This is a genomic window from Wolbachia endosymbiont (group A) of Bombylius major (assembly GCF_947251895.1).
Taxonomy (GTDB): domain Bacteria; phylum Pseudomonadota; class Alphaproteobacteria; order Rickettsiales; family Anaplasmataceae; genus Wolbachia; species Wolbachia pipientis.
In genome coordinates, this window is record NZ_OX366395.1 from 412,299 (window position 1) to 435,477 (window position 23,179).

The 23,179-nt window shown below is 34.9% G+C and carries 18 protein-coding genes, 1 tRNA gene and 1 pseudogene; 11 read left to right on the plus strand and 9 right to left on the minus strand.

Annotated elements, in window-relative coordinates; all coding sequences use genetic code 11:
• Position 1 precedes the first annotated feature (1 nt).
• The 3 genes from OPR49_RS01915 (at position 2) to OPR49_RS01925 (ending at position 2,623) form a co-directional block, all read left to right on the plus strand.
• Positions 2 to 478 (plus strand): Fic family protein, encoded by a 477-nt coding sequence (locus tag OPR49_RS01915; RefSeq protein ID WP_265027298.1) that lies wholly within the window; start codon positions 2 to 4, stop codon positions 476 to 478.
• Positions 459 to 1,049, plus strand: coding sequence for a Fic family protein (locus tag OPR49_RS01920; protein ID WP_265027299.1), 591 nt, complete (start codon positions 459 to 461; stop codon positions 1,047 to 1,049). The genes OPR49_RS01915 and OPR49_RS01920 overlap by 20 nt, the downstream gene beginning before the upstream one ends.
• Positions 1,050 to 1,144: 95 nt before the next feature.
• The gene (locus tag OPR49_RS01925; protein WP_265027300.1) at positions 1,145 to 2,623 is read left to right on the plus strand and encodes a UbiD family decarboxylase; all 1,479 of its coding nucleotides are present in this window, start codon (positions 1,145 to 1,147) and stop codon (positions 2,621 to 2,623) included.
• A gap of 195 nt (positions 2,624 to 2,818) precedes the next feature.
• On the opposite strand, the pseudogene OPR49_RS01930 reads toward OPR49_RS01925, so the two are convergent.
• The 7 genes and pseudogenes from OPR49_RS01930 to OPR49_RS01960 all read right to left on the minus strand — a co-directional run bounded on the left by OPR49_RS01930 (position 2,819) and on the right by OPR49_RS01960 (position 13,152).
• Positions 2,819 to 3,802 (minus strand): annotated as a pseudogene (locus OPR49_RS01930) (IS110 family transposase).
• Positions 3,803 to 4,184: 382 nt separating this feature from the next.
• Complete coding sequence (locus tag OPR49_RS01935) at positions 4,185 to 4,310, minus strand: hypothetical protein (RefSeq protein WP_259348838.1); 126 nt, start codon at positions 4,308 to 4,310, stop codon at positions 4,185 to 4,187.
• Between the two features lie 514 nt (positions 4,311 to 4,824).
• Complete coding sequence (gene ubiA, locus OPR49_RS01940; protein WP_265027301.1) at positions 4,825 to 5,682, minus strand: 4-hydroxybenzoate octaprenyltransferase; 858 nt, start codon at positions 5,680 to 5,682, stop codon at positions 4,825 to 4,827.
• Between the two features lie 3 nt (positions 5,683 to 5,685).
• Positions 5,686 to 6,084 carry a ribosome-binding factor A gene (locus OPR49_RS01945; protein WP_006279769.1) on the minus strand — a complete coding sequence of 133 codons (399 nt, stop codon included), beginning with the start codon at positions 6,082 to 6,084 and terminating at the stop codon, positions 5,686 to 5,688.
• Between the two features lie 9 nt (positions 6,085 to 6,093).
• The gene (gene infB / locus OPR49_RS01950; protein WP_265027302.1) at positions 6,094 to 8,418 is read right to left on the minus strand and encodes a translation initiation factor IF-2; all 2,325 of its coding nucleotides are present in this window, start codon (positions 8,416 to 8,418) and stop codon (positions 6,094 to 6,096) included.
• A gap of 9 nt (positions 8,419 to 8,427) precedes the next feature.
• Positions 8,428 to 9,990, minus strand: a complete 1,563-nt coding sequence (nusA, locus tag OPR49_RS01955) for a transcription termination factor NusA (protein WP_182365899.1) — start codon at positions 9,988 to 9,990, stop codon at positions 8,428 to 8,430.
• A gap of 87 nt (positions 9,991 to 10,077) precedes the next feature.
• Positions 10,078 to 13,152: an efflux RND transporter permease subunit gene (locus OPR49_RS01960; RefSeq protein WP_320157607.1), complete on the minus strand. Its 3,075-nt coding sequence runs from the start codon at positions 13,150 to 13,152 to the stop codon at positions 10,078 to 10,080.
• A 175-nt stretch (positions 13,153 to 13,327) separates the two neighbouring features.
• Here OPR49_RS01960 and OPR49_RS01965 point away from each other — a divergent pair, with 175 nt between their 5' ends.
• Positions 13,328 to 13,972 carry a hypothetical protein gene (locus OPR49_RS01965; RefSeq protein ID WP_265027304.1) on the plus strand — a complete coding sequence of 215 codons (645 nt, stop codon included), beginning with the start codon at positions 13,328 to 13,330 and terminating at the stop codon, positions 13,970 to 13,972.
• A gap of 9 nt (positions 13,973 to 13,981) precedes the next feature.
• On the opposite strand, the gene OPR49_RS01970 is transcribed toward OPR49_RS01965, so the two are convergent.
• Positions 13,982 to 14,719 (minus strand): type I glutamate--ammonia ligase, encoded by a 738-nt coding sequence (locus tag OPR49_RS01970; RefSeq protein WP_265027305.1) that lies wholly within the window; start codon positions 14,717 to 14,719, stop codon positions 13,982 to 13,984.
• A 326-nt stretch (positions 14,720 to 15,045) separates the two neighbouring features.
• Between OPR49_RS01970 and dnaA the strand changes: the two genes are divergently transcribed.
• The gene (gene dnaA / locus OPR49_RS01975) at positions 15,046 to 16,428 is read left to right on the plus strand and encodes a chromosomal replication initiator protein DnaA (protein WP_010962298.1); all 1,383 of its coding nucleotides are present in this window, start codon (positions 15,046 to 15,048) and stop codon (positions 16,426 to 16,428) included.
• Positions 16,429 to 16,455: 27 nt separating this feature from the next.
• Here dnaA and OPR49_RS01980 read toward each other — a convergent pair whose 3' ends face one another.
• A complete protein-coding gene (locus tag OPR49_RS01980) occupies positions 16,456 to 17,730 on the minus strand; it encodes a metallophosphoesterase (protein WP_265027306.1) in 1,275 nt (424 codons plus the stop codon).
• A 190-nt stretch (positions 17,731 to 17,920) separates the two neighbouring features.
• Here OPR49_RS01980 and OPR49_RS01985 point away from each other — a divergent pair.
• The 6 genes from OPR49_RS01985 (at position 17,921) to virB11 (ending at position 23,155) form a co-directional block, all read left to right on the plus strand.
• Positions 17,921 to 18,008 (plus strand) — tRNA-Leu (locus OPR49_RS01985).
• Positions 18,009 to 18,037: 29 nt separating this feature from the next.
• A complete protein-coding gene (locus OPR49_RS01990) occupies positions 18,038 to 19,120 on the plus strand; it encodes a GTP cyclohydrolase II (RefSeq protein ID WP_065094641.1) in 1,083 nt (360 codons plus the stop codon).
• Between the two features lie 72 nt (positions 19,121 to 19,192).
• Complete coding sequence (locus OPR49_RS01995) at positions 19,193 to 19,873, plus strand: VirB8 family type IV secretion system protein (protein ID WP_265027307.1); 681 nt, start codon at positions 19,193 to 19,195, stop codon at positions 19,871 to 19,873.
• Positions 19,860 to 20,660, plus strand: a complete 801-nt coding sequence (gene virB9, locus OPR49_RS02000) for a P-type conjugative transfer protein VirB9 (protein WP_265027499.1) — start codon at positions 19,860 to 19,862, stop codon at positions 20,658 to 20,660. Before OPR49_RS01995 ends, virB9 begins: the two co-directional genes overlap by 14 nt.
• A gap of 16 nt (positions 20,661 to 20,676) precedes the next feature.
• Positions 20,677 to 22,161 carry a TraB/TrbI/VirB10 family type IV secretion system protein gene (locus tag OPR49_RS02005; RefSeq protein WP_265027308.1) on the plus strand — a complete coding sequence of 495 codons (1,485 nt, stop codon included), beginning with the start codon at positions 20,677 to 20,679 and terminating at the stop codon, positions 22,159 to 22,161.
• Between the two features lies 1 nt (position 22,162).
• On the plus strand, positions 22,163 to 23,155 hold the full coding sequence (gene virB11 / locus OPR49_RS02010; RefSeq protein WP_265027309.1) for a P-type DNA transfer ATPase VirB11: 993 nt from the start codon (positions 22,163 to 22,165) through the stop codon (positions 23,153 to 23,155).
• Positions 23,156 to 23,179 lie beyond the last annotated feature (24 nt).

Consider the following 23,179-nt stretch of genomic DNA (forward strand, 5'->3'; position numbering starts at 1 on the left):
GATGCCAAATTATACGATTACTTCTAAAATTGCTAATTGCCTTATGAAGATTGAAGCAGCAAAAGAAAAAGTGTTACATTTGCCACTCACTGTATCGATGCTCTCGTCCCTTCGTGAAACTGCACGGCTTTATACCACACACTATTCTACTATGATTGAAGGAAATCGACTTAAGCCTAAACAGATTGAAGAGGTTTTAAGTGGTAAAAGCCACTTTCCAAAATATAGGAGAGATGAAAATGAGGTTAAAGGATATTATGCAGCTTTAACCCAAGTTGAACAATGGGCAGCGAGAATGATCCCTATTACTGAGAAAGCCATTCAAAAGCTTCATATGGCGAGTGGAAAATCTAAAGTGAAGCCAACCCCTTATCGTGATGGTCAAAACGTTATTCGTGATAGCCGTACACGTGCAATAATTTATATGCCACCTGAAGCAAAGAAAGCTCATGAGCAGTATGATTGGTTGGATTCGTGACAGTGAGCAAGTGCCTTGCCCAGTTATTGCAGGTATTGCTCATTACCAATTTGTAACAATTCACCCTTACTATGACGGTAATGGTCGTACTGCAAGATTGTTGACTACATTAATTTTACACCTTGGTGGATATGACCTAAAAGGGCTTTACTCATTGGAAGAATATTATGCTAAAAATCTAGGGGCTTATTATGAAGCAATAACATCGCACAATTATTACATGGGACGAGCTGAAGCAGATATCACTAAGTGGGTGGAGTATTTCGTAGAAGGTATGGCAAATTCATTTGAGAACGTTTTACAACGTATAAATGAAGAAGAATACCACACTGATCAGACTGATCTTATACGTAAGCTTGATCCTAAACAACGCAAAGCTCTTGAGCTCTTCCAGGAGTTTTCCGCTATTACAGCTAGTCAGGTTGGCGAACTATTTAATTTTAAGCCTCGTACCAGTGCGCAACTTTGTAAAAAGTGGGTGGAAATGGGGTTTATCAAGATTGTAGATTTTTCCAATAGAGGAAGGAAATACAAACTTAGTAAGCAATATGAGGATTTGATCTCAAATTAACTGAAAGCTCGCTAGGCAGGAAAGTAGTGCATAGGTCAAATTTCAATAAAGTGCTTGAAAACTAAATGTAAACTTAAAATTTTAAAAACTGTAATATGTACAACAACTTACGTGACTTCATTAAAGCCTTAGAGGAAAAAAAAGATCTGATTAGGATTAAGGAGGAGGTTTCAACTGTTCTTGAAATGACAGAAATTCACCGCAGAGTTTTGTCAAACAAAGGACCAGCTATCATCTTTGAAAATGTTGTCACAGAAAACGGCAAAAATTCGATTCCAGTTTTAGTGAATTTATTCGGTACTATTGAAAGAATTGCCTTGGGACTGAACATAAATCCTGGTGAGCTAAGAGATCTTGGTAAACTTTTAGCATTTTTGCAATCACCTGAGCCGCCAAAAAACTTTAAAGATGCTATGAAGATGTTTCCTCTGCTAAAAGTCGTGTTATCGATGCGAAGTAAAGTCGTGAGCAAGGCTCCATGTCAAGAGGTAGTGCTAACCGGAGATGAAGTGGACCTAAGTCTACTGCCCATTCAAACATGCTGGCCAAATGAACCTGCACCACTTATCACCTGGCCGATTGTGGTAACAAAAGGCCCCACGAGAGACAAACAAGATAATTTCAATCTTGGAATATATCGTATGCAGGTCATAGATAAAAAAACGACTCTAATGCGTTGGCTTGCACATCGTGGTGGTGCAGGTCACCACAAACGATGGAAAGAGAAGGAACAAAATATGAAATTTCCTGCTGCTGCTGTGATCGGTAGTGATCCTGCAACGATTATTGCTGCAGTAACTCCAGTGCCAGAAACATTGTCAGAATACCAATTTGCTGGACTACTGCGAAAGAAGCCGCTTGAGCTTGTAAATTGTAAGACTATTCCACTTCAAGTGCCAGCTCACGCGGAAATCGTTCTGGAAGGCTATGTGAGTTTGGATAGATATCAAGACGAAGGGCCATACGGAGACCACACTGGCTACTATAATTCTGTTGAGCAATTTCCAGAATTTAATATTACTGCAATTACTATGCGCAAAAATCTAATTTATCTCAGCACTTTCACTGGCAAGCCACCTGATGAACCATCGATTCTTGGTGAAGCACTCAATGAAATCTTTGTGCCCATTCTTATTAATCAATTTCCAGAGATAGTGGACTTTTATCTGCCGCCGGAAGGTTGCTCATATAGAATAGCGGTAGTGTCGATAAAAAAATCCTATCCAGGGCAGGCAAAAAGAATTGTTATGGGCATACTTTCTTTCCTAAAGCAGTTTTTATACACGAAGTTTATTATCGTTGTTGATGATGATATAAATATACGTGATTGGAAGGAAGTGATGTGGGCAATGTCAACAAGGATGGACCCTGTGCGTGACACAATCATGATAGAAAATGCACCTATTGATTATTTAGACTTTGCTTCCCCTGAAAGTGGCCTGGGAGGTAAGATGGGATTTGATGCGACAAACAAAATTCCGCCTGAAACCAAACGAGAGTGGGGAAAGAAAATTGGGATGAGTGAGGAAATAGTAAGAAAAGTCACGGAGAAGTGGGAAGAATATATGGACTAGGCTTCTTGCATAAAAGCAGAAAAAAGTTTGGCGTTTTTTGTAATGCCGCGATTAGTATTAACTGATAATTGTGATTTAAGTCCGTCACAGTGCCCTTTTTTTTGTCATCCGAGTAGATACCGTCTCGTTAGTCAACAAGAAAATTACAAAATAAGGCAATATTTCATATAAGATTGAAAGTATTTTTTTTAACAATCAGCTAAGTAAACCTTCCTCCAACAGCTTTGCCCTGTAGTTTTTGATATGATCTGGATCAAAAGCCTTCTTTGAACTTAGAACACCAAAAACAATATGGAGTAACTTACGCATCGCAGCTCCCACAATGGCCATATTATGCTTGCCTTTTTCTTTTAATCTCTTGCAAAAAGTCATAATAATAGGATTGTGATTTTTAGCTACTATAGCAGGAAAATACATTGCCTTACGTAGTGTTCGTGAACTTGATTTACTTAATCTGGGTTTGGCATATACAGAGGAACCTGATGTTATATTTCTCGGTATAACTCCTGCATATGCTGCCAATTGCCTGGCATCTCTAAAAGCTTTTATGTCAGAGCTAAAATAGCTATTCTCTCCTATTCCTGAGTAGAAGTTGAAAATTTTCCAACAACTCTTTGTGTTGCTTTAATAGTTCACGTATGGAGTTTTTTATTATTTCTATTTTTTGAGCTATATTCATTGCGACAAGCATTTGCAACTTCTTTAGGCAGTCTCTCTTTTTTTTCTAGGTGGTTATTTACTAATGTCAATTCATCTTTTAACGCAGCCGAACAACGATAAAGATGTCTTAATTTTTTCAGTTCAGGAGAAGCAACGAGCAGGTTCCTGTCTTTGGCAATAATCAGCAATAATTTCTGCATCGGTCTGATCATTCTTTTGTCGTACAAGCTTACTCCTTGCGTAAGATTTTATGCAATAAGGATTTACAACACTAACAAAATATCCAGCATTGTGCAGAAATTCAGCCAGAGCTTCACTATAACAACCGGTAGCTTCCATGCAGGCTTTTACTTCTTCTACGTTATGCTTTTGTAGAAAACTCAGCAGACCTTGAAATCCATGATCATCATTTTTAAAACTCCTTTTTCTAGTTTCACGTTTTCCTTTTTTACTTATAAATGAGAGAAAAACATCAAAGCGATCTTTTGATACATCTATGCCCAGAAAGTTGTTGATCATATATAACCCCATACGTTACCATTAAAAATGAAAAGTAAGGCTAGCCTTGTGAATACAGAATGAGAACCATTTAGGTTTTTCTACGATACCGTCCAGCCTATACCTTTGAGAAGGGAGCTCTTATCTACTTGACAGATTTTATATCTAAGCCCCATTACAGAGTGCTTCCCTTCTCCATCTAATGCTTAAGCTTAAAACATTAGATGCTTTTTACAAGATACAAGCCCCTATGATGTCATTCCAGTGCTCCTTTCTCGTCATCCGAGTAGCTGACACTGGGATCCAGAAAAAAGAATGGCGTCATGAAAGTAGCCTCCTTCTCCTGTCATTCCAGTGCTTGACACTGGAATCTAGTCTTTATTATGCAGCCACTTATTTAAAGTTAAGTTTTCTGGATCCCAGACTGGGATGACATCATCCTTTTTTGGGATTCCAGCGTCACGCGCTGGAATGACATCACAGGGGCACTGGAATGACACCTCTCTTGGGCTCTTTTAGCTATAAACATTAAGAAATTTACCAAGCGGAGAAAAAGGCAAAAGAAGCCCCGTGGTTGGCTAATTACTTACATTATACTTTCAAGTATGGCGTTTTTTTATTCTAAACGCTTAGTAACCGCGATTCATCTGCTTTTAAGCCGCAATTAACCTAAATTATAAACGTTAAGAAATTTACTGAGTGGAAAAAAAGGCAAAGAAACCCTAGGGTAGCTAGTATTCAAATTCTCCCTTGTCTATTTGACGTCTTTTACTGTCTTAAACGCTTTATAAGCGTGTTTCGGCTTGTATAGGTAGAAACCTAAAAGTTTTATAAAGACATGAGGTGCACATAGTGCAAAAAATTAAGCATGATTTACGCCAAATACATTAAGTTTTTTGTCATTAATCCACTGCAGAAATTGCGAAGATAAATAAATAGCTTCAGTTTCATGATAAGAGGGCTGGCGAAGGGTGTCAAGCAAGTTTTTCGTTTCTGCGAGTACCTGAGTTTATTGACTTCATTAGAGCCAAAACTCTTGAGACCTAGGTGATAATTCTATCTAAAAGGATGCCAAAAAAGAGAAGCAACCCTACGTAGGAATTATTTTTAAATATGGACATGCATTGACTGGGATCGTCAGGATTGAAATTTTTGTATTGGCGGTGAAATATGAACCCTACAGCAAGTAGAGCAATATAAAAAATGTTATTTAATGATGATAAGATACCAGCATATAGCCACGTCATAAGAGATATTAAATAAAATCTTTTCAACCAAGATTTTGTTGTATCACCAAAATATAATGCGGTAGATTTCATTCCGAGTTTTTCATCATCTTTTTTATCTTGATGAGCGTATATGGTGTCATAGCTAAGTGTCCAGAAGACGCATCCTATATAAAACAGCAAGGATTCTATACTGATCTGGTTTGTTATTGCTGCTGAGCCCATGAGCGATCCCATATTGAAGGTAAACCCTAAGAACAATTGTGGCCACCAAACATACCGCTTTAATAAAGGGTAAGTAGCTATCATACACATTGAGATTATTCCAAGTATAAGTGTAGTTTTATTAGTTAATAATAAGATTACCAGGGCAATAGACAGTAACAGTGAAAGTAAAGCCAAAGCCTGCTTTATGTTTAATGTACCACTTGCAAGTGGCCTATATTTTGTTCGTTCAACGTGCGCATCTATTTTTCTATCGAAGATATCATTGATTATGCACCCTGCGGGTCTCATTAAAAATGCACCTATAGTAAACAAAACAAGGAGAAAAAGAGCCTGATATGATAGAGAAGTTGAGGCTAAAAGAATACCGCTCAAACTGGGAAATAGCACAAGCCACAAACCTGTTAAACTGTGCAACCTCATTAATGAAAAGTAATGGTTGAAATACATTAATTAAGTGTGATTATGTAATATTTTGCTTACATTAACAAAATTATCGAACGCTAAATCAGGCTTGAAAACTAACTCAGGTATAAATCGCAAATCAACATAACACAATATAGATTTACGTATTGACCATGCAGACTGGTTCATTTCATTAACAACAGTGTTAATATCACAATTATTCTCAGAAGGATCTCCAGTGCGTCTTTTTTCTGGATCTAAGTAGTCAGCTACTTGAATATTCAATGAAGATAACACAATATATACATCTGCTTTTTTCAAATCTTTACTTAATTTTACGTCAGATACCGCTACATTTTTATTGAACACCTTACCTTCCATTAGGACTCTTGATATCGCTCTATGCAATACCGATGCTATTTTTAGGTTTCTAATTTCCTTTTTCATATCCAGCTACTATAACACCCTTTCTTCTTGCACTAATTGATAAGCTTCTAAAATATCTCCAACTTTAATATCGATATTACCCTCTAGTGATACTCCGCATTCAAAGTTTACACCTACTTCTTTAACATCATCTTTAAATCTACGTAGTGCTTTTAACTTTCCTTCATGCACCAATTTGCCGCCACGCATTACCTTAATTAAAGAATCTTTTCTTATGACTCCATCACTTACGTAACATCCAATGATATTACCAGCTTTAGATACGTTAAATATTTGCCTCACAGATGCAAAGCCAACACGAACCTCTCGTGTAACAGGCTTTAACATTTTAGTTAAATACATTCTCATGTCGTCAATGAGCTCGTATATTATGTTATAAGTATGTATTTCTACACCTTTTTGTTTTGCCAAGTCCCTTATTTTTGAGTCCACTTTTACATTAAAAGCTAAAATTACTGCACTTGATGCTTCTGCAAGCAGCACATCTGAATCTGTTATCCCTCCTACTGCTTTGTGTAGGATATTTAATTTCACTTGGTCTTTACCGAGTTTATCAATTGAACTTGATATTGCTTCAATAGAACCAGTTACATCGCACTTTAAAACTACAGATAGTTCTTCTTTTTCGCTGTTATTACGACTGAATATATCTAAATTATTGTCGCCCAAATCTTCTTTCTTTTTCTTGATTAACTCTAGCCTGTATTCAACAATTTCACGCGCCTGCTTTTCAGAATTTATAACAACAAATTTATCTCCAGCATTTGGCACACCATTTAGACCAGTAATTTCAATTGGAGCGGAGGGTAGTGCTGCTTTTTCTCTTTGACCGAGGTGATTAACCATACTACGTACTTTGCTGTATGTTGTACCAACTACCAATATATCACCAACCTTTAACGTTCCTTCCTCAACTATCAATGTGGCTGATATTCCTTTCGCTTTATCTATTTTGGATTCTATTACCCATCCAAGTGCTCGACAATCTTCTATTGCTTCTAGCTTCATTAATTCAGCGATTAACAAAATCGCCTCTTCTAGTTTATCTAAATTAGTTTTCTTTTTTGCTGATACTGGCATAATCATAACATCACCACCAAGCTCTTCAGGAATGAGATCATATTGAGGCAAACTATTAATTATTTTTTCTACATCACCAGGCTCAGATTTATCAATTTTATTAATAGCAACTATAATAGAAACATTTGCTGCTTTTGCATGATTTATTGCTTCAACTGTTTGTTTCATGATTCCATCGTCAGCTGCAACTACTATTACAACTATATTAGTAATATTGGCACCACGTGCACGCATCGCAGTGAACGCTTCATGTCCTGGTGTATCAATAAAGGTAATTTTTTGCTTATCTTTTGTCGTTATTTGATAAGCACCTATGTGTTGAGTTATGCCACCTGACTCTCTTTCTGCAACATTAGATTCACGAAATGCATCGAGCAATGAGGTTTTACCATGATCGACGTGTCCCATAAAAGTGACGATTGGTGGTTTAGGTTTTTTAGGCAGGCTTTCTCTGCCTTCTATAAAAAATAAATCTTTTTCTCTGTTGGTATCGCTCACTCGTTTGGCCGTATGATTAAATTTTTTCACTATTTCACATGCTATATCTGGATCCACCAGATCATCTACTCTATAACTCTCACCGACTTCTTCTTTGAACATTTTTAGCACACTCTTGCTATCTTCTGCCATGCGAATAGATAACTCCCTGATAGTTATTTTATCTGGTATAATAACTTCTCTTGATATATTTTTACCCTTAGTAAACTTTGACTTTCTACCTCTTATACCAAACCTTTGCTTAAATACAGGGGGTTGTTCAGTTTTTTCATCTATTGCCTGTGCAATTACCAGTTTAGAATGCTTAGAATATATATCTTTGTTGACTTTAAAAGACTTTTTATCGTTGTCCTCATGGTCAATACTATCTTCTTTTGGTTCAACTAAGTGGGTATTACTTAAAACTTGCTTATTTATTTCCTTAGATAAAGCGTCCGCTTCATTTTTCTCGTCAATCTCTTTATTGCTGTCTTCTTTTGCTGTTTTCTCTTTTTCTTCTCTCTGATTTCTTTCTTTCAGCAAAGCAGCATTCTGCACAGCATTAATGCGAAAAATTTGTTCTTTCTCTGTTAAAGAACATAATTTACTCTCGTCAAATAAATTATGTTCTTCTGCATCATGAGATTTTTTTCTTCTTTTTTTTACTACTGTAGCTCCAGTACTTGGGCTAGCTGAAGAGTTTAAATTGAGGTCTAATTTAAGCTTGCTTAAACCTTGGAGCGTTAATTTTTTATCACTGATATCTTCATTATTCATATTATTTTATTATATTAATCCAAGCTTTTTACGTGCTTCTATGATTATTGAATCTACTGTATCTTTTAGATCTTCTTTGCTATCGGATGAGGAAGAGAGTATGCTGCAAAACTCATAACTTGATAAATCTGCTATGTCCTCTAAAGTCTTAATATCATGCTTACTAAGAGCAATTTTATTGTCTATTGATAAAGTTAAATTGATTACATCATCCTCCATACCTAAACTTTTTAGCTCTTCTATTTTTCTATCATTTTCTGCTTTCAGGTACTTATTTGCTCTATTGTGAAGTTCGTTTGCAATATCTTCATTAAAGCCCTCTATTGAAGCAAGCTCTTTAATTGAAGCGCTAGATATGTCTTCTACACTTGAAAAACCTTCTGTTACCAATAGCTGACCCATAATCTCTTCTAAGTTTAAAGCTTCAGCAAATAAAGCTGAACATTGACTAAGTTCTTTACTTCGCCTTTCTGATTCTTGCTGAGTGCTTAATATCTCAATTTTCCATCCAACAAGCTCTGAAGCTAATCTTACATTCTGGCCCTTTTTTCCTATCGCTAAACTCAATTGATCTTCAGCAACTATTAACTCTATGCAATTTTCATTTTCATCAATAATAACCTTTGATACTTCTGCAGGAGTAATGGCTTTAATAACAAATTGACCCAAATCTGAGGAGTAATTTATAACGTCAATTTTTTCACCATTTAATTCGTGTATAATAGTTTTTATTCTATCTCCCTTAACTCCAACACAAGCACCTACTGGATCAATGTTCTTGTCGGGAGAGAAAACAGCAACCTTAGACCTTGAACCAGCATCTCTAGCTATACCTTTAATTGTCACTAATCCGTCAGCAATTTCTGGTATTTCTTGATTTAATAATGCCTCCAAAAAGCCTTCATGAGTCCTAGAAAGAATAATTTGACGTCCATCATCAGAGCGCTTAACAGTCTGTATGTAAGCTTTAACCTTATCACCTTCACGAAATGATTCACCACCAGTTAAATTTCGCAATGGAAGATATGCCCTAGTGCCATTTATGTCTATAATAAGATCTGAATATTCTACTTGTTTAACAATACCATACCTTATTTCTCCCACTTTATCTTTAAACTCCTCATATTGCTTTTTTGACTCTTCATCTTTAATTACTTGAGCAATCTTTTGCTGGGCAATTCTTGCTGAAGCAAGATCAGTGTTAAGAGAGAGCAATTCACTAACAGTATCTCCAACTTTTGCATCTCCTTTTATTAATTTAGCTTGTGTAAGCGTAATTGATTCACACTCAGTATTCTCTTTTTCATTTGATTCATCATCAATAACTTTTAGTTTTCTATATGAAGTAACTTTGCCTGTGTTTCTATCTATATCAACTACAATTTTACTTTTGCTACCATATTTTTGATGAGCCACTGCTTCTATAGCACTTTCCAGTGCCTTTATTACAACATCAAAATCTAAACCTTTTTGAAGTGAAAGCTCTCCTGCTGTTTTTATTACATCAAGGTTTCCAACTATGTTATTCTTGTTACTTTTCTGCTTAACACTGCTTTTACGATTAGCAATCATATAAATAAATCCAATGTAATTAGTTATAATTATAGCTTCAACGGGCAAAGAACGCTATCCTAAATGTTAAATAATTGCTAATTTAAGTCAAGTTTTTTCGTGTCTTTGCATAACAAGCAACGCAGGAGTAAAGAATAAAGTTAAAACTGTTGCAGCCAATATTCCACTTGCTATGGTTGTTGAAATGTCAACCCACCACTGGCTTGATGGAGCATCATATGTGATTTGTAGCGTAAAAAAATTGATATTTAACCTGGTAATCATCGGTATTAAACCAAGAACTGTGGTTGCAACGGTAAGCAATATTGGCCTAACGCGAGAAATTGCAGCGTTTATTACACATCGCTTGATGTCATTTTTGTGTACCTTAATTTGATGATGAAAGGCATCAAGCAATAGTATGTTATTATTCACTATAATTCCTGCCAAAGCAATTATCCCCACTCCACACATAACAACTACGAAAACTTGTTGGATAAGAAAGAAAACAAAAAACACACATGTTGTGGATAAAAACACTGCTGTCATTACGATAAATGTATGGTATACATTATTAAACTGTGTCACTAATACCAATATCATTAGTGTAATCGCTAATATAAAAGCCTTTAACAAAAATGCTCCTGATTTTTGTTGATCTTCTTTGTCGCCTTTAAAATCAATTTTTACTCCCTTGTCCCAATCCTGGGCAATAGAATTCTGAATGAACTTTACTCTTTCATCAACAAGATAGCCAGTATCAACGTCAGCAGAGATTGTCACTGTGCGTAATCCATCAATCCTGTTTAGTTTGTTTACCTTTTTTTCGGGAGCATATTTTACTATGTTGCTCATAGGATACGAGCCATTAACTGTATTGATAAAAAGATTGTCTATAGTCTTCATATTGCGGTCCTTTCTGGGGAAACGGAGTACAATATCGATTTCTTCATCCGTGTTATTTGGTCTATATTTTCCAATCAACACTCCATTTGTAACCATCTTTATAAAATCGCCAATGGTTGCAACACTTACTTCAGAGCTTGTAGCCTTACTCTTATCAACACTCATATTCCACTCTATTTCAGGTGCTGATCTGCTATCTTGAATATTTATAAACCCGGATGAAGGTTGGTTCATAATTTCTAGAATTTTCTCTGCTGCTAAATTCAAACTGGATGCACTCCCGCTGAGGTTGATTTGTATTGGCTTGTCAGCCGACGGTCCTGGCTTTTCCTCTTGAACATTAATTATTATTCCTTTCATGTCTTGCACACTGCTCCTTATATCATTTAGTATGTGCTTAGCTTTGCGCCTGAAGCGCCAATCCATAAGTTCTAGTTGTATTCTGGCGATAACGTTGTCTGAAAATGCTCCTGATCTAGCATAAGAAACATGAATTTCTTTTTCAATGCTCAAAATGCGTTCTTCCACTTCTTTGAGTATCAGATCTCGTTCTTTGGCTGATAAGCTTTCTTTTGCTTTAACACTGATTAAAATATTATCTGAATCCACTTTCGGAAAAAACTTTACTCCAGGACCAAAAGTAAAGTACAGCACACTAAATGAAAACAAAACGAATACAGTAGCACATACGAATTTTTTAGGATGATCCAAAACCTTCTCTAGCATGCGTACGTAAGCTCTTATTATAGGCCCAGCATTTTTTATTTCACCACTTTCTATAGCACTCATTTTTTTTATTTCTTTTTTTGAAGTTATCGAAGGCTTACCAAATATTGCACCAAGTGTTGGTATAAAAACCAAAGCCATAATGAGCGATCCAGTCAAAGTTAGGATTATTGTAATTGGTATGTACTGCATGAATTTACCAACAGTATCAGGCCAGAATAATAGAGGAAAAAACACTGCTAATTTAGTTAACGTTGATGATAGAACCGGATAAAACATATCACGAACTGAAGTGTAAAAAGCTTCTACTTTGTCCATTCCGCAGATCATCTTTCTATCGGCATATTCGCTGATCACAATTGCATCATCAACCAGCATGCCAACAGCCATAATTAAACTGAAGAGCACAACGATATTTAAGGTTATACCCATAAAGTAAAGAGCTATTATCCCAATGAGAAAGGAACCGGGTATCGAGAGTGCCACAAGAATAGCAATCCTTGTTCCCATAGAAAGCATCATTATGATCAATATTAACAACACAGCAAATATTATGCCGTTTTCCAAGTCATCAAGCACATCGCGGACGTTTTTTGACTGGTCGTTTAAGTACACCACTTTTAAATTTTCAGGTAATTGATCTTTTGCCTTATCCATTAAGTATTTTACTTGATTTACTGTGTCTATTATGTTTTTTCCGTTACGTTTTGAAATTTCTAGCACGACACTAGGTAATCCATTAATGCGAGCAAATCCTTGGTGATCCTCAAACCTAGGGTATACTTTTGCTATATCTTTGATTCTCAAAACTGCATCGCCTTGAGATCTAATAGGAATATTCATAATATCTTCTATATCTTTTAATAACCCTGATATTTTAATCGAATATTTACCGGTATCATTTTCCAGTGACCCAGCTCCCACTAGTCTGTTATTGCTTGATATAGCTTGGAATATTTCGTTTGATTGAATGTTATATTTTGTTAGAACTGTGGGCTCAACTATCACTTCCACTGTTTCTTTACGCATACCTGCCACTTCAACTTTGAGAACATTTGGCAGAGATTCTATTTCTTTCTTTAGCTTGCGTGCTATTTCAGTTAAGGCTCTTTCTGGCAAATTACCAATTAAGCCGACATTGAGTATCGGAAATAAGCTCAAGTTTATTTCATTGATTATCGGAGATTCTGCTTCAACAGGTAACTTCGATTTTATGTTTGAAAGCTTTGAACGGACATTATCGAGCACTTCTTTATTATCATACTCTGTTCCAAATTCGAGTATCATGTGAGCACCATCATTAGTTGCAAAAGCTCTCAATTCTCTTACACCTTCGATGGATCTTAGTTCATTTTCTATAGGAAGCACTAATAGCTTTTCACTATCTTGAGCAGAAATCCCAGGAAGTCCAACAAACACGCTGATTATAGGAATCTGTATATCAGGATTGCTTTCCCTTGGCATTTTTACATAAACGTATGAACCGAAGATAAAAATTACTATAAGTAATAATACCACCGCCCTGTTTCGCTCTATGAGTAAGCTCTGCATGTTGAATGTTAGCTGAATATGTGTGTTTGTACAATATTATAGTCGAGATACATTGCATATTAATTAATCCTTGTGTAGCTTTAAAACTTTATGCAAATAATTAAAATTTTCACAAAATTGCAAGTATAAGAAAATTCCTGTATAATAATTCTAGAACAGTATTTGAGAGGTTATTATGGTGGCAATTCTAAATGTAACAAAGGGCAAAAATAAAGTTATTGTGTCTGGATTAGCTGGAGCTTTATCAGCTTTAATATTTTTAACAGCAATCCACATTGCCGCAAAGATAGCCATTATCGTTTCTGCCGCTGCAGTTACTTACTTATTACTTTCGCTGATTCATAAAATAAGAACTAAAGCTGAAATTACTCGTGTTTCAGGAGATAAAGTTTCAGAAGATGAAGGGTATAGCAGTGTTGATGAAGGTGAAGAAAAAGATACCGTAAAAGAACCAAAAAGAACTGAAACTGAGCTAGAAGAAGAATTAAAAAATAAAAGAGCAGAAGAAGAAATGAAAAATGGACTACCTAAACATATGGATTTCAAAGGTAATTCACTTTCTAAAAGCGCTGATACTAAAGATAGTCATTCCGTTTCTAGTGCTACAAATATTGTTATGGAACCTTTACCTAAACACATGGATGCGCTTGGTAATCCACTTCCTGAAAGACCAAGTGCAAATATTAGTATAGAATCTAAACCTGAGAGAAAACTATCTCCTGCAGAGTGGCTATTACAGTGCGGGAATGTAAATAATGATGTGAGGGAAGTGCTAAAACAGCCAATTATCCAACAGCCATTTAACGGGTTAGGGTTTTAGATGTAGTTGCTATATCAAACTCTCCATCTTATATTGAGGATCAGATGCAATGCCATACACTCTATTTGGCGGAGCAATTTTGTTCTCTATACCAAAAACTATACCTTCAATTATTGCTGTGAGTACTTTTTCAAGGTTACAATCTGCTCCAGGAACACGGTGCTCTAGGCGGCATCTTTTGGAATCGTTGCCAAAATAGGGAATTCTTATCGCAGCAGTTCTGTTATTTACCCCCCAACTAATCGTAGTTGGAGTATAAATATCCGGGTACTGAAATCTTAAATATGAATCATCATTTGGAGCGAAAAACAACATATGTTTTTTCATCATTGCACATAATCCACCAATACTGTGAATCAGATAGTCACTGTACTTTTGCTCATTGATATAAAATAAGTTATCGTTATTTGAATTCACGAGATTAACATGCACATTTAATGCACTGCCTGCTCTATCCAAATAGGGCTTTGCTTTAAAAGAAATATTCCCACCTAGTTTTTGTGCTGTTTCAGTAAGTGATTGTTTTGCTAACTCAAAATGCTTAATTAAATTGTCGGAGTTCGTATAACAACCACTTTTTATCTCATACTGATGTGTAGAATTCTCCTTCTCGCAAGAAAATTCAAGAGATGCTATTTTATTTTTGATGCTATTCAGAAATAAGTATTCTTTTTCTATTCCTTCAATGTAAAACTCTAGTTCAATACCGAATACAGCATAACAACTCAAATCACTTAATATAATCATAAATTTGTTTCAGTAAATCTATATTAGGTTAGCTATATTTATATCAATACTTTACTTATTTGCCAGTAAATTTAACATCTTATTTATACATAATGTATTACTGTTTTTAATAGCATGCTTCTAATCCTCGATACAAGCGACATTTACAAATTTTTCATTTTTTTGAAATAAAAATGATCAATTTTAATGTTTTTATACCCTTTACAACCCATCAAAAAATCACCATAATTTTTAGTATGTATTAAGTAGTATTAGCTTTTCATTTTGCAGTAAGCTATTGATTATCTTATGTTTTTCTAATTATTGCTTTTTTCTTGGTGTGGTATATGAACTTAACTAGCCCTAAGGTTTCTACTATGTTTTTTGATCAGATTATTACAGTAACGGATCACAATGTTACTTGGGAAAAAATCCAAAATTGTCTTTATAATCTTTATGGAGAAGCAACATATAATAGCTGGCTGAGTTCACTAAAATTTGTCAGTAGCAGAAATGGGGAAGTTCTTTTATCCGTGTCAACAAGGTTTATAAAAGAGTGGATTACAGTTCATTACATGAAAAAAATATTATCATTATGGCAAAGCGAAGATAAAAGTATACGTTCTATTGATATTCAAGTAATTGAGGAGAGGAATTCAAATTTTAATGTTATACTAAAAAACAGAGAGGAAAGTAATCATAATCTTGGTTCGCCGCTGGATCCAAGGTTCACCTTTGATAATTTTGTAGTGGGAAAGCCAAATGAATTAGCATTTACGGCGGCAAAGCGTGTGGCAGAATCTATAGATCCAATATTAGGCAGCAATCCTTTGTTTCTATATGGTGGAGTGGGACTTGGTAAAACACATCTAATGCATGCTATAGCTTGGCACATAGTCAATTCCCCATCAGCAAAAAGAAAAGTGGTGTATTTATCAGCAGAGAAATTCATGTACCAATATATTACAGCGCTGCGAAGCAAAGATATTATGTTATTTAAAGAGCAATTTAGATCAGTAGATGTATTGATGGTAGATGATGTGCAATTTATCAGTGGTAAAGATAGTACACAAGAAGAATTTTTTCACACTTTCAATGCATTGATAGACCAAAATAAACAATTGGTTATATCAGCTGATAGGTCTCCTAGTGATCTTGATGGAGTGGAAGAAAGAATAAAATCACGACTCGGTTGGGGGTTGGTGGCAGATATTAATGAAACAACTTTTGAATTAAGGCTTGGTATATTGCAGGCAAAAGTGGAGCAGATGAATATGTATGTTCCGAAAGATGTCCTAGAGTTTTTAGCAAGGAACATAAAATCTAATATAAGAGAATTAGAAGGAGCATTAAATAAGGTTACCCATACCTCATTAATTGGAAGAAGTATGACGGTAGAATCAGCTAGTGAAACCCTAATCGATCTTCTTAGGTCAAATCATAGGTCAGTCACAATAGAAGAAATACAAAAGAAAGTAGCTGAGTTTTTCAATATAAAGGTTGCAGATATGCAATCCAATAGAAGGCTTCGCAGTCTTGCAAGGCCAAGACAAATAGCTATGTATTTTGCCAAAAAATTTACGCAAAAAAGCCTACCAGATATTGGGAGAAACTTTGGTGGCAGAGACCATGCTACTGTTATACATGCAGTAAAACAAGTAGAAAATTTTATAAAGACCGACTCAAAATTTGCTGATGAAATCAATCGATTAAAAAAAATGTTTAAGTAGCGTTTTTAAAATAGCTAATAACAAATCCTAAAATGAATCGACTATAGTTTTAATCCGTTTAAGTTTAAAATCTTCTGTTAGCTTCGCAGAATACATTTCCTTATTGTGTTGATTATAGAAGGTAAATTCGTGATCACCTAAATTTAGTATTGCAAAGCCAAAGCCAAAAAAGTTTCTAACCTCGTGTGCTAAGTAGTTTTTACCATTTGAATAGTCAAATTCTACATTTTGATAAACAGATTCTTGATCTTGAGCGTGTAATGATGCACCACCGTTTCCAACTATAATTTGGTCTGGAACATTATCCATTAATAAAATCTGGGCTATATGAATGTGGCCAGAAACTATGGTTGTAACATTGCTTGGAAATTTATCTCCAAAAGCTTCGATTTGTGTAAGATTACCATGGCTTTTTAATGTCAAAAATTCTTTTTTTGGAGATCTCCAAAGCGGTTTATGAGTTAAAAACCACATGGGCTTGTCAGAACTATTTTGTATCAATTTATCAAATTGCCTCTCAAAAGCATCAATTGTGCTTTGGGTTGTAAAAATATCCTCACCGGATGAAGAGTCGAAGATAAAAAATTTCATCGGTCCAGCATCTAAGGACCAACTAGAAAGGAAGTTTCCACATTTTTCAGACGAAAAGGGGTATGAATCTAGATACCTGAACCATCCTTCATAAGCTCTATCACAACTCTCATGGTTTCCACGAACAAAAAGGAAAGGGGATTGTGATAAAATATCCTTTGCAGGCTCAAACCAATCAGCGTACCAAACTTCTTTATTATATCCATAAATATCGCCACACTTTTTTGTATTTCTACATTTTGTTTGTCTATAATGATAATCACCAACATGGATAATTAAATCTGGTTTATGAAGGGCGATTGAATCTAAATTTTTTTTTAAAGGCCAGCTATCTACCGAATTACATTCCTGCTGAAATAACACATTTATTCTACAGCCCGTGTCACCAATGAAAGCAATTTTATTAACCTTTTTTGGTAATATAGGAACCCGTAGATCCTCAATACTAATGTTTTTGGCACTTGTTTGTACTGTCAGTTCACAAACTGTTTCGTTATGATCACCATTATTAATTGAGCTGCGATTCAGCATTTCTGTTTCCTCGCCATCAACATAAACAATGGGACACATGTCATTGTCCGTAATTGCGCGTATGCTTAGTTTATTTTCTGGGATAACTTGAGACCATGTGTATAATATTTGTGCATGGACGAAATGAAAGCTAGTTATAAGAGAGAGAGCTAAAAAAATAAAGATATTAGCTATATTCATTTGTATAAAAACCTAAGTTAAAAATTAGTAGTAAGGTTATCTTAAATGATTAAAATTTATAATCACAAAATTCATAATCAAATTATACAAACAATTTCTAAATTATTCTAGTATCAGATTGACACTCTAGATGAAAAATTCTAAAATGATTAAGTAATTTAAAATAATTATATAAAAACTAGAATATAGTGCGGCCGTGGTGGAATTGGTAGACACGCAGCGTTGAGGTCGCTGTGGCTCATAAGGCCTTGGAAGTTCAAGTCTTCTCGGCCGCACCAGTTTTTATCGCTGTTTAATATGGGTAAAAATGTTTATAGGAAATCAGAGTAGCAATAAGGTAGAAAGAGCTATCAGCGAAATCAGGCGCGGTCGGCCAATTGTAATATATGATGAAAGTAATTACCTATTGTTTGCTGCTGCTGAGGCTTTAGAAAGAGATTTATTTAATCAATACAAGCTTATATCAAGCAATGTATATGTTACTTTAACTTCAAGTAAGGTAAAATACATATCTCAGAATAAAGAACATAACAGCAAACGTCTGTTGGTGAATAATTTTGATGAACTGCTCCATTTAATAAACTGTTCAAAGGAAGATTGCATAAAAGAGTTGCAATGCTCAAAGACAATAGATGAATGTGCTATTGCCTTGCTTAAGTTCTCAGAATTATTGCCATACGCGTTAGTGGCTGATATGACTTTTGAGAATAATCATGAAATGCGAAATTGGTGCGAGAAAAATGACGTTATTGCACTGGACACGTCATTCATAAATAATTTTCAAGAAAATCAGGATGTATATGAAGTGTGCAAAACATCATTATTTTTAAAACAGACTCAAGAAGTAAATATCATATCTTATAGAACCGAAAGTGGTGGAAGAGAACATCATGCAATTATCATTGGCAATCCAGATAAAGATGGCGAACCATTAGTAAGAATTCATTCTTCGTGTTATACGGGTGACTTGTTAGATAGCTTGTCATGCGATTGCAGAAGTCAGTTACATCAAGCAATTCAAATGATAGCTGACTCTGGAAGTGGTATTATATTGTATTTGATGCAAGATGGAAGGGGCATTGGTTTAACTAATAAGTTAAGAGCGTACAGTATGCAAAGAGGACATAATCTTGATACTGTTGATGCAAATAGAACATTGGGTTTTGAAGATGATGAAAGGAGTTTTGCTGTTGCAGCTAAAATGCTTAAGAAATTGAACATTAACAAAATCCAATTACTTACAAACAATGATAGAAAATTATCAGAATTGGAAAGTAGTGGTATAGGAGTTACAAAGTGTCTACCACTTATTGTGGAACGTAATAAATATAACGATTCATATATGGAGACAAAATTTGGTAAATTAGGCCATAGATTAAGAGTTTTTTAGCTTTTTTGCTGTAACTACTTTGTTAATTTGCTATGTTTATTAACATAAGTTAAGATTTTTAGGAATACTAAAATGCTAAGATTTTTTAAACGAGAAAAAAATACTGAATCCTTAGATAAGGATATAAATTGGAATTCAAACCGCTACAGCACAGTTATTGCTCAAAGAAATATTCTACTTTTATTTGCATTAATATTATTAGCAACGATCTCTATCAGCATATTAGTCATATTTAAAATTAGCACAAGTAGCACTATTGAGCCATTTGTTATAGAAATTGACAAGAAATCAGGAATAGTGCAATTGGTTGATCCTGTCACAGTAAAGCAGTATTCTGCAGATGAAGCGCTGAACAATTATTTTATTTCAGAGTATATAAAAGCAAGGGAAGTTTTTGATCCATATCATTATAATTATAACTATTATACAAAGGTGAGGTTGTTTTCCTCGCCTAATGTGTATAATGAATTTAGAAATTATATAGGATCGCAGAATATGGATGATCTTTTTAATTTATATTCAGATACCAAAAATGAATTTAAAATTCGCTCGATTCAAAAATTGGGTAACGATGCTCTTCAGGTGAGGTTTTTTGTGGAATTTATACGGAAAGATGGAAGTTCCACAAGAAAAAATAAGATAGTTATTATGTCATATAGATATGCATCGCTTGAAATGAATGATCAGCAAAGATATATTAACCCATTAGGGTTTCAAGTTATTTCATATAGAGTAGATGATGAATATGTATAGAATATTATTAGTTTTAGTTTTACTTGTAAGTAGCAATTTAAACGCATCCATTAATTATAATGAACCTATTTCTGTAGATAGTAGAATAAAGACTTTTGTGTATAGCCCTAATGAAGTATTTACGGTGGTTTTTAGTCAGGGTTACTATTCTTATATTGAATTTGCGGAAGGAGAAAAAGTTAAAAATATCGCTGTTGGTGATGCATCAAGTTGGAAAATTAATCCTTATGACAATAAATTGCTTATCATGCCATTTGAAGTTAGTAGCCGCACTAACATGATTATTACGACAACTAAAAAAAGAAATTACATTTTTGATTTAATCTCAAGGCCAAATTACGATAAATACCCAGATACTGATGCTAAAAAAGTGGATCATGATTATTCTGCTGAAAAGGATATATCTTACGTAGTACGTTTTTATTATCCTCAAGAAGAAGGTGAATTTGATGTTGATTTAGATGAGGTTTCTTTACCTACTCAAATGCAATATACTACAGACAAGCCAGAAAAAATAATACAAGAAAATGATACGAAGTATAATTATACATATATTGATGAAGGTGGTAATGCGGATATAGTTCCGATTGAGTTATTTGATGATGGTTATTTAACCTATTTAAAATTTAGAAATAATAATAAAATACCTCAGATTTTTGTAGAAGAGGAGGATAAACCTTGTAAAAGGCTGTTATTTGATGATTATGTTATAATAAAAGGGGTACATAAAAAGCTATTTATGCGTTATGAGGATGGTGAAGTTGAAATTATAAATAGGTCACTTTAGCTGTGGTACATGCAATATGAATAAAGAAAGGCGTAACAATTCAGAAGATGAGTCAGAAATAGAGAACAAGGTAGTAACAGTTGGCTCTAATCAAGGTCATAGGGCATTGATGGTCATTATTTTAGTACTTCTGGTTGGTGGAGTGTATTATCTCTATTTTAGTCCTTCTCATAAAGAGGGTTCAGAAGTTATTAAAAAAGAGGAAACAAAGCAAAACGTTCAAGAATTGAAAGGAAAGTTGGAACAAGTTCCAGATAATGTAATGGTTCCTGAAAGAATAATAACTGATCCCTTACCATCCTTACCTCCTCTTCCTACACCACTAATCATACCAGAAATAAAACAAATTAGAAAAGAAGAAGTGATGAAAAAAGAAGAAGAGAAACCAAAAGAAACTCCTGTGTCAAATATACCTATTTTGCCAAAGCAAAATTTTCCTTCTAGTAATGTTATGGGCAATTTACCTACCTCATTTCCTACAATAGGGGGTGGCGGTTATCCTAGAGACAGACGTAGTGCACAAATGTTAACAATTTCAGGTGGTAGTGGAGAGAACAAGGCTGCTGATGCTATTTTATCCGACACTTCAGCACAATCGAGCAAAGCTACCAGGGTAGGAAAGCTTGGTTTAATGATTACTCAAGGTAAAATTATTGATGCTGTTCTTGAAACTGCAATAAACTCTGATCTGCAAGGAATGCTGCGTGCTATGGTGAGTAGAGATGTTTATGCAGAAACTGGTGATACAGTTTTAATACCTAAAGGCTCAAGATTGATAGGCAGTTATTCATTTGACTCGAATGTTGCTAAATCTTGTGTAAGTATAAACTGGAATAGAGTGATTCTGCCACATGGAATAGATATTGCAATCTCATCACTTGGTACTGACGAGCTTGGTAGAGCAGGGATAGCAGGAATAGTTGATAACAAAATAGTAAGTGCGTTATTCTCTTCAGTGACACTTGCTGGTGTTTCGATTGGTTCTGCTGTTATAGGGCAAAAGGCTTCTAATCTTATTGATACGCTAACTCCTATGGATGCGGTGAGATCCATCACTACAACTGAAATAGATATCTCTCCCCTTAAGGATATTATTGGTAAGAAGAGTATATCTGAGGAAGATGGAAAGGATGCAAAGAATGATAAGTGGAAACTTGGGCTTGGAGCTATTAGGAAAATTAAGAATGCGTCTAATGAAAAGAGCTTAGTTGAGATATTTAAGCAAGTAGTAAAAGACCTAGGTTTGGTTTCAATTGACGATAATAAGGTTGATGAAATTACTTTGGAAGATGTAAAGGAATTATTGCGGAGACAAGGGAGCAAATCTGTCTATGAAGAAGCAATCGGGAAATCAATCGAGGATTTTTCTAAAGATATGCGAGATGTAGTGGGCAGATATACAGATAAAAAACCAACTATTTATGTTGATCAAGGCACTGCATTGAAAGTATTTGTTAACCAAGATATAGTATTTCCTCCACAGGCAATATTAAATCAATGAAATGAACTATGCTGCACTTGATACATATTTGGAGCCATTACAAGGCATATTTCAAGAAGAAGGCGTAAATGAAATATCAATAAATAAGCCAAAGGAAGTATGGATTGAAAATCGCGGTGAAATAAGGTGTGAAAAATTAGAAGTATTCGATCTTAACCATTTGAAATCTCTTGGCAGACTGATTGCTCAAGCTACAGAACAAAAACTTAGCGAAGAAGCGCCGTTACTTTCGGGAACATTATCAAATGGTTATCGTATACAGATAGTATTTCCGCCAGCATGTGAACCTGATAAAGTAGTCATGTCGATTCGTAAGCCTTCTAGCATGCAGTTAGCACTCGATGATTACGAAAAAATGGGGGCTTTTTCTGAAACTGTTACAGAAGCAACTGATAATCCAGTTGACCGTCATTTGGATTTATTGTTAAGGCAAAAAAAAATAAAAGAGTTTTTAGAATACGCTGTAATAAGTAAGAAAAATATTATAATTAGTGGTGGAACTTCCACTGGTAAGACTACTTTTACTAATGCTACTTTGCGTGCTATTCCAGCTGAGGAAAGAATTATTACTGTTGAGGATGCAAGGGAAATCGTTTTGAACGATCATCCCAATAAAGTCCATCTAATTGCCTCTAAAGGAGGGCAGGGCAGAGCAAAAGTAACCACTCAAGATTTGATAGAAGCGTGCTTACGTTTAAGGCCAGACAGAATAATAGTTGGTGAGCTCCGTGGAGCGGAAGCTTTTAGTTTTCTTAGGGCGATAAATACTGGTCACCCTGGATCAATATCAACCCTTCATGGGGATAGTCCAACAATGGCCCTTGAGCAAATAAAATTGATGGTTATGCAGGCAAATCTTGGCATTCCTCCAGACCAAATTATACCATACATTAGAAATGTGATTGATATTGTTATTCAGCTAAAAAGAACCGGTGGGGGCAAAAGAAGCATTTCTGAGATATTATTTACTAGATCTGCGAGCGAAAATGCTTAAATTTATACATAAGTTAAGGAAGAG

Excerpts from the sequence above, each read along its gene's own strand:
- OPR49_RS01915 (WP_265027298.1), top strand. The coding sequence starts at position 2 with ATGCCAAATTATACGATTACTTCTAAAATTGCTAATTGCCTTATGAAG.
- OPR49_RS01920 (WP_265027299.1), top strand. The coding sequence starts at position 459 with ATGATTGGTTGGATTCGTGACAGTGAGCAAGTGCCTTGCCCAGTTATT.
- OPR49_RS01925 (WP_265027300.1), top strand. The coding sequence starts at position 1,145 with ATGTACAACAACTTACGTGACTTCATTAAAGCCTTAGAGGAAAAAAAA.
- OPR49_RS01935 (WP_259348838.1), bottom strand. The coding sequence starts at position 4,310 with ATGTTTATAGCTAAAAGAGCCCAAGAGAGGTGTCATTCCAGTGCCCCT.
- ubiA (WP_265027301.1), bottom strand. The coding sequence starts at position 5,682 with ATGTATTTCAACCATTACTTTTCATTAATGAGGTTGCACAGTTTAACA.
- OPR49_RS01945 (WP_006279769.1), bottom strand. The coding sequence starts at position 6,084 with ATGAAAAAGGAAATTAGAAACCTAAAAATAGCATCGGTATTGCATAGA.
- infB (WP_265027302.1), bottom strand. The coding sequence starts at position 8,418 with ATGAATAATGAAGATATCAGTGATAAAAAATTAACGCTCCAAGGTTTA.
- nusA (WP_182365899.1), bottom strand. The coding sequence starts at position 9,990 with ATGATTGCTAATCGTAAAAGCAGTGTTAAGCAGAAAAGTAACAAGAAT.
- OPR49_RS01960 (WP_320157607.1), bottom strand. The coding sequence starts at position 13,152 with ATGCAGAGCTTACTCATAGAGCGAAACAGGGCGGTGGTATTATTACTT.
- OPR49_RS01965 (WP_265027304.1), top strand. The coding sequence starts at position 13,328 with ATGGTGGCAATTCTAAATGTAACAAAGGGCAAAAATAAAGTTATTGTG.
- OPR49_RS01970 (WP_265027305.1), bottom strand. The coding sequence starts at position 14,719 with ATGATTATATTAAGTGATTTGAGTTGTTATGCTGTATTCGGTATTGAA.
- dnaA (WP_010962298.1), top strand. The coding sequence starts at position 15,046 with ATGAACTTAACTAGCCCTAAGGTTTCTACTATGTTTTTTGATCAGATT.
- OPR49_RS01980 (WP_265027306.1), bottom strand. The coding sequence starts at position 17,730 with ATGAATATAGCTAATATCTTTATTTTTTTAGCTCTCTCTCTTATAACT.
- OPR49_RS01990 (WP_065094641.1), top strand. The coding sequence starts at position 18,038 with ATGTTTATAGGAAATCAGAGTAGCAATAAGGTAGAAAGAGCTATCAGC.
- OPR49_RS01995 (WP_265027307.1), top strand. The coding sequence starts at position 19,193 with ATGCTAAGATTTTTTAAACGAGAAAAAAATACTGAATCCTTAGATAAG.
- virB9 (WP_265027499.1), top strand. The coding sequence starts at position 19,860 with ATGAATATGTATAGAATATTATTAGTTTTAGTTTTACTTGTAAGTAGC.
- OPR49_RS02005 (WP_265027308.1), top strand. The coding sequence starts at position 20,677 with ATGAATAAAGAAAGGCGTAACAATTCAGAAGATGAGTCAGAAATAGAG.
- virB11 (WP_265027309.1), top strand. The coding sequence starts at position 22,163 with ATGAACTATGCTGCACTTGATACATATTTGGAGCCATTACAAGGCATA.